The following is a 13,379-nucleotide window of genomic DNA, read 5'->3' as shown; positions in this document are numbered from 1 at the left end:
CTTAATTTATAACACAGAACCCGGGGTCATCCGCGAGGTTAGAACCGGGGTTGCGCCAGGTATTCTCGCCTTCTATGAGGTCATCTGCATTCTGAGGGCCCCAGACCCCTGCGGAATAGCCGTAGATCATGGAATCTTTGCTGGTGTTCCAGAACTCCAGAATAGGATCGACGAACTCCCAGGCGGCTTCCACCTCATCGGCCCGGGCGTAGAGTGTGGCATCGCCCTGCATGGCGTCCAGGAGGAGCCTCTCATAGGCGGCCATGAGGTTGTTTTCTGCCAGGCTGTCATAGTAGAAGTCGAGGTTCGCCCGTTCCACCTTAAATCCCTGTCCCGGCACCTTCACGCCGAACTTTATCAGAATACCCTCATCCGGTTGTATCCTGATGATGAGTTTATTGTCCTTGTTGAACATGCCGGATTCGGTAAAGATCTTGTGGTGGGGAGGTTTAAAATGGATGACCACTTCAGTGACCTTGGTAGGCATTCGCTTTGCAGTTCTTACATAAAAAGGCACGTCTTTCCAGCGCCAGTTGTCCACAAAAAACTTGATGGCGACGAACGTCTCTGTGGTCGAATCGGGATCTACACCGTCTTCTTCCCGGTATCCCTTGACCTTTTTACCATCGATCTCTGCGGAGAGATACTGCCCGCGAATGATGTTTTCCTTCAGGCTCTCTTCATCCCTCAGGATGCGGAGCGATTTAAGGGCCTTTACTTTTTCATTCCTGATCGATTCGGCCTCTGCACTTATGGGAGGCTCCATCACGATCAGGGAAACGATCTGCAGCAGGTGGTTCTGGAACATGTCTCTCAGGGCCCCTGCCCCATCGTAATATCCGCCTCTTTTCTCGACCCCCACGCTCTCGGCATTGGTGATCTCTATGTGCTGTATATAGTTCCTGTTCCACAGGGGTTCAAAAATACTGTTCGCAAAACGGGTGACCAGAAGGTTCTGCACCGTTTCCTTTCCCAGGTAGTGGTCTATCCTGAAGATCTGGTCTTCGTTGAAGAACCTGTGCAAGCCGTGATTCAGGTCTTTGGCGGAAGCCAGGTCGTACCCAAAGGGCTTTTCGACGATCAACCTTTTCCATCCGTTTTCCTGATGCGTAAGCCCCTGTTCCGAGAGGTTTTTGGCGATCACCTCGTAAATGTTGGGCGGAGTAGACAGGTAGAATATGAAGTTGTCCCGTGTTTGATACTTCTCATTCAGGGTGGCTATCCGCTTCGAAAGAGCCACGTAGGAAGCTTCGTAACTGGCCCCCAGATCGTGGTAAAAAAGTTTATCCGCAAACTCCTCCGCAATTTTTGATCCCTTTTCCTTGATATCCCCTTCCAGGTAGCTGCTCTTGTAGACCACCTTTTCCCTGAACTCCTCATCCGAAAATTCGGAACGGCTTACCCCCAGTACCAGGAAATTCTTGGGGAGGTATTTCCCGCAATGCAGATGGAACAGGGCGGGGATCAGTTTCCTGGCCGTGAGGTCGCCGGAGGCCCCGAAGATGATCAGCATTTGGCTTTCGGTTCTTTCCATTTCCTGGTTGTATAAGTCAATGGGGATCTCTTCCCCAAGAAGGGTCCAAAGTACGTACTAAAAGTTAATAATTTCAATTACTTTTGATCGAAAGGGACCCCGCCTCCCATATTCATTGGGAATCACGGGGCTATCCGGACCATGTAAGACACGATCCGAAGCGAAAAACAAGCACTATGGCAGAACACAAGTACGATTTTGGTTTGATTGGCCTGGGGGTCATGGGAAGAAATTTCATCCTCAATGTTGCCGACAAAGGATTTAAGGCATACGGCTATGATCTCGATCCCGATAAAGTAAGCGCCCTGAAGGAAGAAGGCGGAGATCTCGAGCGCGTGAACGCCAGCGAGGACCTGGATACCTTCCTCTCCTCTCTCCAGAAACCCAGGAAGATCATGCTGCTGGTCCCTGCCGGAAAGATCGTGGACCGCGTGATCGAAGACCTTCTGCCTCATATTGACGAAGGCGACCTGATCATAGACGGGGGCAATTCGCTTTTTACAGACACGGATCGCAGGGAATCCTACCTCCGCAATAAAGGCATTCATTTCTTCGGTGCAGGGGTTTCCGGGGGTGCAAAAGGCGCGCGAAAAGGCCCCAGCATCATGCCTGGCGGGTCCCGCGATGCTTACAAAGAGGTAAAGCCCATCTTCGAGGCTGTAGCCGCCAAATACGAAGGGGAACCTTGTGTGGCCTACCTCGGACCCAAATCAGCCGGGAATTACGTCAAAATGGTGCATAACGGGATAGAATACGGGCTGATGCAACTCACCTCGGAGATCTATGACCTGCTCAGCAAGGCAGGAATGATGAACAATGAGGAGATGCACCGGATATTCGATCGATGGAACAAAGGAAGGCTACAATCCTTCCTGGTTGAGATCACGGCAGACATCCTCACCAGGGAGGACGATCAGGGCTCCGGGCAACTGGTCGACAAGATCCTGGATAAGGCCAAGCAAAAAGGCACAGGGAAATGGACCTCCCAGAACGCCATGGACCTGGGTATACCCGTCCCGAGTATAGATATAGCCGTAAGTATGCGTGAAATTTCGGCCCTTAAAGCGGATCGGACAAAAGCCGAAAAACTGTACGGCAGACCCCAGCCCGAAGTCGTCGGGAAAAAGGACCTGGAAAAAGTGGCTGAAGAAGCCCTTTACTTCTCCTTTATCATTACCTATGCCCAGGGATTGCACCAACTGGCCGAGGCGTCCGCAGAATACGGTTATGACCTGGACCTGGGTACCATCGCCAAGATCTGGAGGGCGGGATGTATTATCCGGGCCGGACTCCTGGCGGATATCACCGTGGCCTACCAGAAGGATCCCGATCTCCCGAACCTGCTCCTGGATGCCGACTTTGCTAAAAAAATAAAGGGCACCCTGCCTTCCGCAAGGACCCTGGTGGCCTTTGGGGCGACCCACGGTATACCCTTACCGGGCCTTTCGAACTCCCTCACCTATTTTGATGCTTATACCTCAGGCAGGCTCCCCCTGAACCTGATACAGGCCCAACGGGATTACTTCGGTTCACATACCTACGAGCGCACAGACAAGGAAGGTATTTTCCACACGGAATGGGAGGAGTGATCCACTTAAATCAGAAATTGAATACTCGACTCAGGTTGAAGCCGAAATAGATATTCCCATCTCCCCAATCGCCTATAGCATTGCCTAGGAAGCCACTCTCAAATGTAGGCTGGGCATTGGTAAAATGCAGCTGGAACACATGTCCGCCCGTCTCTATGTCGACCCCAATGGAAAGCGGGTTCACAAAGGGGGACCCATCTGCCCGGTTGAGATGCCAGCCGTAATCCATATTCAGGCTGAAGCGTTTGGAGAGTTTTACCCGTCCGCCAAAGCCCAGAGCAAACTGGGAGTTGTCCTGGGGAGCATAATCCACATACCCCTCGTAAAAATAGGTAGGCATAAGCTGAAGGGATACTCTTTCACTCACCTTCCGGCTGATCAGGAGTTGCTGTGTAAAAGAGGTCCTGTCGCCAAGCTCTACCTCCCGTTGCAGTACAGGTTCGTCCAGGAGTGTATTGAATGCAACCTGGCTATATCCTGCAATCGTTACCGGAAAGTCTTCACTTTGTTGCACAAAACGGTATTTGCCGGAGACGTCATAGGTCTTGTTAAAGGAGTTTCGGGAGACGGACAGGTTGAAGCCATCGGTGAATCCGTAGATAAAATGCAGGCGGGTGTTGGCGAAGTCCAGGCCAAAAAATCCGTCCAGGCCGGTCTTTATACTTCCAAACCTGTGGAAGACGATAAAGTAGAACTCATTCCGGTTCACCATTTTGGTCGACTCGAAATTCACGATCTTCAGGCCTTTAAAGGCTGCTTCTGCAATAGTAGTGGAGTCCGTTTTGTCAATGGAAGACAAAAGGTCGTTCTGGGCAGTCATGAATAAGGGTAACAGGATTACCCACAGGGTAACACATAATCTTTTCATAGCGGTTAGATTTAGATAAAGAGACTTTGATAAAGTCCCGTCCTTTTCTTCTAAACTTACAAATTATTTCACAATTAGGCCTCTGTGGCTGCCCGCGCTTATCCGGCATCGGATCTACCCACCGGTGTACAGACGCAACCGGATGGAATTTTTCCCATCCTATCTTTAAACACTTGGATATCAACAACCAACAAAATCACTACAGCTATGAAAAAAGTAAGAATCATTATGATAACCGGAGCATTGGCGCTCGCACTGGGCTGTTCAAAAAGCGATAATTCCGAGGGTACTCCTGCGGATGAACCGAACAACCAAAATCCAGACCCCACGGCATTGACCTACCAAAATGACATCCGCCCTATTATACAGTCGAATTGTGTATCTTGCCACGGCAACCCCCCAACGAATAATGCGCCTATGTCCCTGACCTCCCTGACACTGGTGAGAAATGCTATCGAAACCAGGGGATTAATATCCCGTATCAACAGTACCACTAATCCCATGCCGCCTGATGGCCTGATGGCCCAGAATGCCAGGACCCTGATCGCAGAATGGGCTAATCAAGGATTTCCCGAATGAGAGCCACCCTCTTGATCCTTTTATTTTGCTGCTGCAACCTGATCACTGGACAGGACACCTACCGCACCGAGGCGGCAGTGATCACCTTCGACGCCTCCACGCCCCTGGAGGATATCCATGCGGTAAACAGGAAGGTGAACACGGTGATCCAGGACAATGGGGAGATAGCCTCCCTGCTCCTGGTCAGGGAATTCGACTTCAAAAAGAAGTTGATGCAGGAACATTTCAACGAAAATTACATCGAATCAGACAAATATCCCAAGGCCTATTTCATTGGAAAGATTGCTTCCTTTGACCTTGATCAGATCACGGAATCTCCCAGGACTTTTGAACTGAGCGGTGACCTCACCATGCACGGGGTCACCAGGCCGATTACTGCGAGCGTAAAGGTGAATAAAGAAGGGGAAGCCCTGCTCATGGAAACCACATTTATCGTGCGAACCGAAGATTACAAAATCAAGGTACCCAGACTCCTGTTTAAAAAAATAGCAGAGGAGATACAAGTGGAGGTCTCAGCCCGACTCAACCGGTCCTGAGATCACATCACTGCAATGGTAAAGGTCCCTTCTTCCTGTCCCTTATTTGCTGAGGTACATCTTCCTCCTAGTGTAGAGATTGTAAAACTCATCGTCCTTAAGACTGTCGATAAAGAGGATGCTTTCGCCCGTGCTTTTCATTTCCGGCCCCAGGTTTTTGTTCACATTGGGGAACTTGTTGAATGAGAATACGGGTTGTTTAATGGCGAAGCCTTCGAGCTTGGGGTTAAATGTGAAGTCCTTCAGTTTCTTTTCCCCCAGCATGATCTTGGTGGCGTAATTCACATAGGGTTCACCGTAGGCTTTCGAAATAAAGGGCACCGTCCGCGAAGCCCTTGGGTTTGCTTCGATGATATAAACAAGATCGTCCTTGATCGCAAATTGGATGTTGATAAGCCCTACGGTATTCAGGGCCAGGGCGATCTTTTTGGTGTGGTCCTTGATCTGCTGCATGACGAACTCTCCCAAGTTGAAGGGAGGGAGGGTCGCATTGGAGTCGCCCGAGTGGATCCCGCAGGGTTCTATGTGTTCCATTATACCGATGATGTACACGTCCTTTCCATCACAGATGGCGTCTGCCTCTGCTTCTATGGCTCCATCGAGATAATGGTCTAGCAGCAATTTATTATTCGGAATCTTTTGCAGGAGGTCCACGACGTGCTCTTCGAGTTCCTCCTTGTTGATCACAATCTTCATTCCCTGCCCTCCGAGGACGTATGAAGGCCTCACCAGAAGTGGGAAATTGAGTTCTTTAGACAACTCCAAGGCCTCGTCTGCGCTCTCTGCCACCCCGAATTGCGGGTAAGGTATATTGTTGTCTTTCAGCAGGCGGGAAAAGCTGCCGCGGTCTTCCGCAAGGTCGAGCGACTTAAAGCTGGTCCCCATGATCTTGATACCGTACTTGTCTAGTTTTTCCGCCAGTTTAAGGGCGGTCTGACCTCCCAGTTGTACGATCACCCCTTCCGGTTTCTCGTGCAGGATGATGTCATAGATATGCTCCCAGAAGACAGGCTCGAAATACAGCTTGTCTGCCGTATCGAAATCCGTGGAAACCGTTTCCGGGTTACAGTTGATCATGATGGTTTCATATCCACATTCTGCAGCGGCCAGCACCCCGTGTACGCAGCAGTAATCGAATTCAATACCCTGGCCGATCCGGTTGGGTCCGGATCCCAGCACCACGATCTTCTTGCGGTCGGTCACTTCACTGTCATTGGTCACATAGCGTTCGCCTTCTGGGGTCTCCACCTCCTCTTCAAAAGTGGAGTAATAGTAGGGTGTCATGGCCTTGAACTCTGCCGCGCAGGTGTCTACCAGTTTGTAAACCCGGTTGATCCCGAGCAGGCTTCTCTTCTTATGAACCTCACTCTCATAGCAGTCGAGCATATGCGCGATCTGACGGTCGGCAAACCCTTTCTGTTTGGCCTCCAGCAGGAGGTCTTTGGGCAGGCTTTCGATATTGTGTTTTGAGATCTCCTGTTCCAGGAAATGCAGCTCTTCGTATTGTTTGAGGAACCACATATCGATCTTGGTGATTTCGTGTATCCTGCTCAGCGGGATTCCGAGCTGTATGGCGTCATAGATGACAAAGACGCGATCCCAGCTGGGAATGGTAAGCTTGCTGATGATCTGGTCATAGTTCGTATACCCCTTTCCGTCTGCCCCCAGACCGTTTCTCTTGATCTCAAGGGACTGGGTAGCTTTGTGCAGTGCTTCCTGGAAGGACCGTCCGATTCCCATGACCTCCCCGACCGACTTCATCTGCAGACCCAGCGTACGGTCTGATCCCTCAAACTTGTCGAAGTTCCATCTCGGGATCTTTACGATGACATAGTCCAGGGTGGGTTCGAAAAGGGCGGAGGTCGACTTGGTGATCTGGTTCTCCAATTCATCGAGGGAGTACCCAATGGCCAGCTTTGCGGCCACCTTTGCGATCGGATAACCGGTAGCCTTGGATGCCAGGGCAGAGGATCTCGAAACCCTCGGGTTGATCTCTATGGCGATGATGTCTTCTTTCTCATCCGGGCTCACAGCGAACTGAACATTGCATCCTCCCGCAAAATCACCAATGCTTCTCATCATCTTGATGGCCATGTCGCGCATGCGCTGGAAGGTACGGTCAGATAAGGTCATCGCTGGGGCCACGGTAATGGAATCCCCGGTATGGATCCCCATGGGGTCCATGTTCTCTATAGTACAGATGATGACGACATTGTCATTCTTGTCGCGCAGGAGTTCCAGTTCGTATTCCTTCCACCCCATCAGCGCCTTGTCGATCATGACCTCGTGAATGGGGGATACTTCCAGGCCCCGGCTGAGCAATTCGTCAAAATTCTCCGGCTTGTACACTATGGAGGCTCCGGCCCCTCCCAGGGTATAAGAGGCCCTGATCACGAGTGGGAAGCCGAATTTCTGTGCGATCTCTTTTCCCTTGAGGAAGGAAGTGGCCGTGGCTTGAGGGGCCATTCCCACCCCTATTTGTTCCATGAGTTTTCGGAACTTTTCCCGGTCCTCGGTAATGTTGATCGCATCGATGTCTACTCCGATGATCTCCACGCCGAAATCATCCCATATTCCTTTGTCCCCGGCCTCGATGCAGAGGTTCAGGGCGGTCTGCCCACCCATGGTCGGCAGCACGGCATCGACATTGGGGTGTTTCTTCAGGACCTCGATGATGGATTTTGTAGTCAGGGGGAGAAGATAGATATGATCGGCCATAGAAGGATCAGTCATGATGGTGGCCGGGTTGCTGTTGATGAGGATGGTCTCAATCCCGTCCTCTCTGAGCGACCTGAGCGCCTGTGATCCGGAGTAGTCAAATTCGCAGGCCTGTCCGATGATGATGGGACCGGAACCAATGATCAATATCGATTTGAGATCTTCTCTTTTTGGCATAGTGTTCTTTTGATTTGTGCGTGGTTTTACTCTGATTTTATCGCGCAAAAAAAAGGTGCTACTTTAAAAAAGTAACACCTTTATATCGCTAGTTTTCAATCATTTACTTTTTGTGACGGGGCTCAGAGGATACGGTTAATTTCTTTCTTCCCTTCGCTCTCCGGCTGGCAAGAACCTTCCTTCCGTTGGCTGATGCCATACGCTCCCTGAATCCGTGTTTGTTCCTTCGCTTGCGCTTTGACGGTTGAAATGTCCTTTTCATGCTTGTCTTTTTTTGTGCAGAGTACGAGACTCCGCTCCTTCTCAAAATCTGGGCGCAAATATACGAAGAGTTTTTTCTTTGCCAAATCGATTTGAAAAATATTTAGGATAGTTTTTAGTACTTTTGCCGCAAGAGAGAACAGAGGATACATGCACTTGAAAACCTTCATATTTTCCATCCTTCTTTTGGGATTCATGCCTTTTTGCAACGGGCAGGAAAAACTACAGTACAACCTTAAGAAGGGTGATGTCTTTCAGATCAGACAGGTGGCCAGGCAAGACATTGTGCAGGAGATCGACGGCGCCTCTCACGAGGTGACCAATGATATTAGCGGGACCCTGGAATTCAAGGTAACCGGCAAGACAGAAGATATCTATGCTATCGACATCACCTTTCGCGACCTCTGGATGAAGATGACTTCCAGTATGCAGGGAGAGGTCCTCAATGTCAATGCCCGTGAACTCGACCCGGAGAACGTGCAGTCCCGTATCTTTCACAGCCTGCTCAACGAACCTGTCCACCTCGTGATGAAGTCCAACGGTGACATCCTCGAGGTCAAAGGAGGCGACAGTATTGTCGCCAAGATGGTCAGGGCTTCAGGATTGCAGGAAGCCTTTGCGGTAAACATGCTACGGTCTTCCCTTAAGAATGAATTTGGATCAAAGGCTATGTCCGAAAGCTACGAGCAAATGACATTTATATATCCGGACAGGAACATCAAAGTGGGCGACACCTGGAAGAATTCTTACAGCGGCAAACTAAAGGCCGAGACCCTCTGGAAGCTGGATTCCGTAAACACTAAAAATGTATCCATCAGCGGAATCGCAAATATCCTGGTGAAGATAGAGGAGCCTGCTACTACTATGGTTCTGGACGGCACACAAAACACGCGGGTCACCACGGATAAGAAATCCGGATTTATACTGAAGATGAGAGTGAATGGGGTCACCAGGGGATATTCCACCCTGGCACAGATGGGAGATCAGAAGATCCCCACGACCATCACTTCAACCATAACCTATGAATTAATCCAATAGCTCTATGTTCAATAAAAATATCAAGCTGGTCATCACGGCCGCCATCGTGGCATATGCCATCTACCAATTTGTGGAAGGGTATATAGGGAATGGGATCTTTCTCATCCTGCTTTCCCTGATCTTTGTCTTTCTGTATTTCAGGAACGAAATCATCCTGCTGGCTTTCCTGAGGATGAGGAAACAGGATATGGACGGGACAGAAAAGTGGTTGGAGAAGATCAAAAACCCGGAGGCAGCCCTGACGACAAAACAACAAGGGTATTACCATTACCTGTTCGGTATCATCTATTCACAAAAGAATCTCACCCAGGCCGAAAAATACTTCCGCAAGGCACTGAAACTGGGACTCAACATGGACTATGATCTGGCCATGGCCAAATTGAGCCTGGCGGGTATCGCCATGCAAAAGCGCAGAAAAAGGGAGGCTACTACCCTCCTGCAGGAAGCCAAGAAACTGGACAAGAACAATATGCTGGCCGAACAGATCAAGATGATGCAGCAGCAGATGAAAAAGATCTGACCTTAGCGGGACACGGAATAATACCCCTTCTCTGGGATCTCAATGGTATATTCTTTTCCTGAGGCATTGTTCAGGTGCGGTTCCCTCAGCCAGGGATTATGACGCTTCAAAATCTTGTAGTTGATGTTGTACTCTTTGGCGAAAGTGGCAAAATCCTCCACGGGTTTATTCACCTTTACGTCAAAAGTGGGAACGGTTTCATACAGATCTTCCTTCCCCAGTTCAAAGCCATATTTTTCAGGATGGGTCAGGATCTCCTTGATCGCCAGGATGCGAAAGACATAACGCCCCGTCTCATCCCCGAGCAGTAAGTCGTAATAATCGGTTTCCTGTTGGATGCCCATATATTTGTCGATCGCCCCGGCACCGGCATTGTAGGAGGCTGCAGCCAGGGTCCAGCTGCCGAATTTCTCCTTGTTCCGCTTGAGGTACTCACAGGCCAGTTGAGTAGCCATCCCCAGGTGGTAACGCTCATCTACGTTAGCATTCACCTCCAAACCGTATTCCTTCCCGGTTGCCTTCATGATCTGCCAGAACCCGGCGGCACCCGCAGGTGAAACCACGTTCTGCAACCCGCTCTCGGCTACTGCGAGGTATTTGAAATCGTCCGGGATGCCATTCTTTGCCAGGATGGGCTCTATGACGGGAAAGTATTTGTTGGCCCGCTTCAACAACAGCACCGCATTGGACTGCCAGTAGGTGTTCACCAGAAACTCCCGGTCTATCCTTTCCATGATCTCGGGATCGTCCTGAGGAACTTTCTCCCCTGCAAAATTAAGGTCGGACGGGATCTCTATCGCCGTTATCCGGTACTCCTCTGCAACGCTTTTATCGGAATTCACAACTACGGCATCCGGTTTCTCAGGGGTATAGGAAAGATGTCCCTGTTGTACGGCAAAGATCAGGGTGCTGCCTATAAAGAGCACACCGAATATCATCAGGATAGATTTTATGATTTTCATGGTTTTGTTTTTTGAAGCTACCCAAAGGTATAAATAAAGAACTTCCTCAAGCCAAAATAATTGCAGGTAAACGTTCATTGAACCATTTATACCTGTGAATGATCATGGTATGGGTGCCATTTTTGACGGGTATGCAGTCCTTGATATACTGTCTGGGGAAGACCGCATCCTTTTCCCCGTGTATGTGTATGACCGAAGGATCGAATGAGGTCTGTGACCAGTTTACGATCTGGTCAATGGACCAGTCCAGATAGTATTTGTCCTTCACCTCCAGGTATTCCCTGTACAGGTCGAGTCGCTTCGAAACCGTTTCCCCAAAGGCGTATTTGGCCAGGAGATCGAGGTTGTTCACCAGGCCGGTAGGGAGGAGTTTATGGATGCGCGTATACTTCGCAAAAACAAGACGCCTGGGCATTTCTGATTTCATTTTAACACTGGAGATGATGATTACCTTTTTTACCGGCATATGCCTGGCCATCTCCTGCACGAGCATCCCTCCAAAGGAAACGCCGATCAGGACGGGATCCTTTTCCCCTATCTGTTCGTTCATCTTACAGGCGTACTCTTGCAGGGACATTCCTTTCTCCGGGACAAACCATTCGAGCAGGTGAACCTGAAACCGATCCTCCGGCAGGCTTATATTCTTGAAGATACTTTTATTAGCAGCCATTCCTGGCATCATGTATACATGTATCTTGCGCTCCCTCATCTTATACCGAACATCATATTTCTTAGGAATTTAGCATTTTTTTCACTACTTTTGTTGTCCGTCTTTTTTGGAAATGGGTATTCCAAAACTCATTTGCCTTCTTTTATTGCAGCTTAAACAGATTACGAATTACTCGTAATTTTTTTGTCTGAAACCATAATAAAACTAACTATATGAATCAAATAGTCATTAACGACAACAGTTTCTTGCGACAATTCGAGACAAGGGTTGACGGTCATCTGGCAAAGATCGAATATTCGTCACAGGAAAGAAAGGTTTTCCTTACCAAGCTGGTTATACCAGAGGAAATCTCCTCGGATGGGTTCCACGAGGAATTCATAAAGTCAGTGCTGCACCATATTCAGGAGAAGAACCTGAGGGTGGTACCTACCAGTCCGCAGATCGCCGGTTTTCTGAGAAAGAACAGGCAGTATAAGGAAATGTTGCCGGTCGGCATCCGGATCTGAAAGCATAAACCTCCACACCGGGGGTTTTTTTATGCCGTTACCTTTTCGGAAACAAAATCAAACCTCACCAGCCCATCCTCGTCAATGCGGGTGAGTTCTACCCGGTGCAGGGTATTTACCAGGGCTGGATCCCACGGAGTCTTTACCTTTACGTAGTTCTCCGTGAACCCGTGGATATACCCCTCCTTGTTCTCCCCCTCGAAGAGTACGGTTCGGCAGGTGCCAAGCTGACTCTCATAAAACGCCCTCCTTTTTTTAACGGATAGGCCTCTCAACATCTTGCTTCTCTTGTTCCGGACCTTTGCAGGTACCGGATCCGGCATCTTTTCGGCTTCGGTATGGGCCCGTTCCGAATAGGTAAACACATGGAGGTAGGAGATGTCGAGTTCGTTTAGAAAATGATAGGTCTCCAGGAATTCCTCCTCGGTTTCACCGGGAAATCCCACGATGACATCCACTCCGATACAGGCATGAGGCATGGTCCTTCTGACCGTTGCCACACGCTCCTCGTATAGTTCGCGCAGATATCTGCGTCTCATTCGCTTCAGCACGGCATTGCTCCCGCTCTGCAATGGAATGTGGAAATGGGGTACAAAGGTCCGGGAACCGGCCACGAAGATTATGGTCTCATCCTTTAAAAGGTTGGGCTCGATAGAGGAAATGCGCAATCGCTCTACCCCCTCCACCCTGTCGAGCGCCTGGACAAGTTCGTAAAATGTGTGTTCGTGTTTCTTATTGCCGTATTCTCCCTTCCCGTAATCTCCGATGTTCACCCCTGTAAGGACGATCTCCTTTACGCCCTGGGCAGCGATCTCCCCAGCGTTTTTCAGTACATTCTCCAGGGTATCACTTCTGGAGATCCCCCTGGCCAGTGGGATGGTACAGTAGCTGCACTTGTAATCACAACCGTCCTGCACTTTCAGGAAGGCCCTGGTGCGGTCGCCCAGGGAATAACTGCCAACGTAAAAATCAGCTTCCTGAATCTCGCAGGAATGTACCTCCCCCCGGTCATTCTTACTCAGATCCGTAAGGTAATCAGTGATCTTAAACTTTTCCGTGGCACCGAGGACCAGGTCTACCCCATCCACAGCCGCCAGTTCTTCGGGCTTGAGCTGAGCATAACAGCCTATAGCGATCAGGAAGGCATGCGGATTGAGATTCTGGGCTTTCTTCACTATGGTCTTAAAACGCTTGTCGGCGTTTTCCGTAACCGAACAGGTGTTGATCACGTAGATGTCTGCCCGCTCCTCGAAATCGACCTGTTCATAGCCCGAACTGGTGAAACTCCGCGCAATGGTGGAGGTTTCCGAGTAATTGAGCTTACATCCCAGGGTGTAAAAACCAACTTTCTTTTTCATGATCGCCATGCCTGAACAACGGGTGGCAAAGATACAGTTTTGTTTCCGGTCTGAAAAAAAAGT

Annotated in this window: 13 protein-coding genes; 6 read left to right on the top strand and 7 right to left on the bottom strand. The window is 49.7% G+C overall.

Annotated elements, in window-relative coordinates:
• Position 1: 1 nt before the first annotated feature.
• Positions 2-1,534 carry a glucose-6-phosphate dehydrogenase gene (gene zwf, locus GWK09_RS10645; protein WP_163693375.1) on the bottom strand — a complete coding sequence of 511 codons (1,533 nt, stop codon included), beginning with the start codon at positions 1,532-1,534 and terminating at the stop codon, positions 2-4.
• 176 nt (positions 1,535-1,710) lie between these two features.
• Here zwf and gndA point away from each other — a divergent pair, with 176 nt between their 5' ends.
• Complete coding sequence (gndA, locus tag GWK09_RS10640) at positions 1,711-3,123, top strand: NADP-dependent phosphogluconate dehydrogenase (protein ID WP_163693374.1); 1,413 nt, start codon at positions 1,711-1,713, stop codon at positions 3,121-3,123.
• 10 nt (positions 3,124-3,133) lie between these two features.
• Here the strand turns inward: gndA and GWK09_RS10635 are convergent, their stop codons facing one another.
• Positions 3,134-3,991 (bottom strand): DUF5777 family beta-barrel protein, encoded by an 858-nt coding sequence (locus tag GWK09_RS10635; protein WP_163693373.1) that lies wholly within the window; start codon positions 3,989-3,991, stop codon positions 3,134-3,136.
• Between the two features lie 207 nt (positions 3,992-4,198).
• On the opposite strand from GWK09_RS10635, the gene GWK09_RS10630 reads away from it, so the two are divergent.
• Together GWK09_RS10630 and GWK09_RS10625 are read left to right on the top strand one after the other, a co-directional pair.
• Positions 4,199-4,570 (top strand): hypothetical protein, encoded by a 372-nt coding sequence (locus tag GWK09_RS10630; RefSeq protein WP_163693372.1) that lies wholly within the window; start codon positions 4,199-4,201, stop codon positions 4,568-4,570.
• Positions 4,567-5,106: a YceI family protein gene (locus GWK09_RS10625; protein ID WP_163693371.1), complete on the top strand. Its 540-nt coding sequence runs from the start codon at positions 4,567-4,569 to the stop codon at positions 5,104-5,106. Before GWK09_RS10630 ends, GWK09_RS10625 begins: the two co-directional genes overlap by 4 nt.
• 42 nt (positions 5,107-5,148) lie before the next feature.
• Here GWK09_RS10625 and carB read toward each other — a convergent pair whose 3' ends face one another.
• Positions 5,149-8,001 (bottom strand): carbamoyl-phosphate synthase large subunit, encoded by a 2,853-nt coding sequence (carB, locus tag GWK09_RS10620; RefSeq protein WP_163693370.1) that lies wholly within the window; start codon positions 7,999-8,001, stop codon positions 5,149-5,151.
• Positions 8,002-8,104: 103 nt separating this feature from the next.
• The gene (gene rpmH, locus GWK09_RS10615) at positions 8,105-8,263 is read right to left on the bottom strand and encodes a 50S ribosomal protein L34 (RefSeq protein WP_163693369.1); all 159 of its coding nucleotides are present in this window, start codon (positions 8,261-8,263) and stop codon (positions 8,105-8,107) included.
• 155 nt (positions 8,264-8,418) lie between these two features.
• Here rpmH and GWK09_RS10610 point away from each other — a divergent pair, with 155 nt between their 5' ends.
• The gene (locus GWK09_RS10610; protein WP_204260423.1) at positions 8,419-9,300 is read left to right on the top strand and encodes a DUF6263 family protein; all 882 of its coding nucleotides are present in this window, start codon (positions 8,419-8,421) and stop codon (positions 9,298-9,300) included.
• 4 nt (positions 9,301-9,304) lie between these two features.
• Complete coding sequence (locus GWK09_RS10605; protein WP_163693367.1) at positions 9,305-9,820, top strand: DUF2892 domain-containing protein; 516 nt, start codon at positions 9,305-9,307, stop codon at positions 9,818-9,820.
• A gap of 2 nt (positions 9,821-9,822) precedes the next feature.
• Here the strand turns inward: GWK09_RS10605 and GWK09_RS10600 are convergent, their stop codons facing one another.
• Both GWK09_RS10600 and GWK09_RS10595 read right to left on the bottom strand, forming a co-directional pair.
• The gene (locus GWK09_RS10600; protein WP_163693366.1) at positions 9,823-10,782 is read right to left on the bottom strand and encodes a lytic transglycosylase domain-containing protein; all 960 of its coding nucleotides are present in this window, start codon (positions 10,780-10,782) and stop codon (positions 9,823-9,825) included.
• Positions 10,783-10,828: 46 nt separating this feature from the next.
• Entirely contained in the window at positions 10,829-11,491 is a 663-nt protein-coding gene (locus GWK09_RS10595; RefSeq protein WP_163693365.1) for an alpha/beta fold hydrolase, read from the bottom strand.
• A 173-nt stretch (positions 11,492-11,664) separates the two neighbouring features.
• Here GWK09_RS10595 and GWK09_RS10590 point away from each other — a divergent pair, with 173 nt between their 5' ends.
• Positions 11,665-11,958 (top strand): GNAT family N-acetyltransferase, encoded by a 294-nt coding sequence (locus GWK09_RS10590; RefSeq protein ID WP_163693364.1) that lies wholly within the window; start codon positions 11,665-11,667, stop codon positions 11,956-11,958.
• Positions 11,959-11,987: 29 nt separating this feature from the next.
• Here GWK09_RS10590 and mtaB read toward each other — a convergent pair whose 3' ends face one another.
• Positions 11,988-13,316, bottom strand: a complete 1,329-nt coding sequence (gene mtaB / locus GWK09_RS10585; RefSeq protein WP_163693363.1) for a tRNA (N(6)-L-threonylcarbamoyladenosine(37)-C(2))-methylthiotransferase MtaB — start codon at positions 13,314-13,316, stop codon at positions 11,988-11,990.
• Between the last annotated feature and the right edge of the window lie 63 nt (positions 13,317-13,379).

Source organism: Muriicola jejuensis (assembly GCF_010671595.1).
GTDB classification, from domain to species: domain Bacteria; phylum Bacteroidota; class Bacteroidia; order Flavobacteriales; family Flavobacteriaceae; genus Muriicola; species Muriicola jejuensis.
Note: the sequence above shows the minus strand (reverse complement) of the source record. Positions and strands in the feature narration are given on the sequence as shown.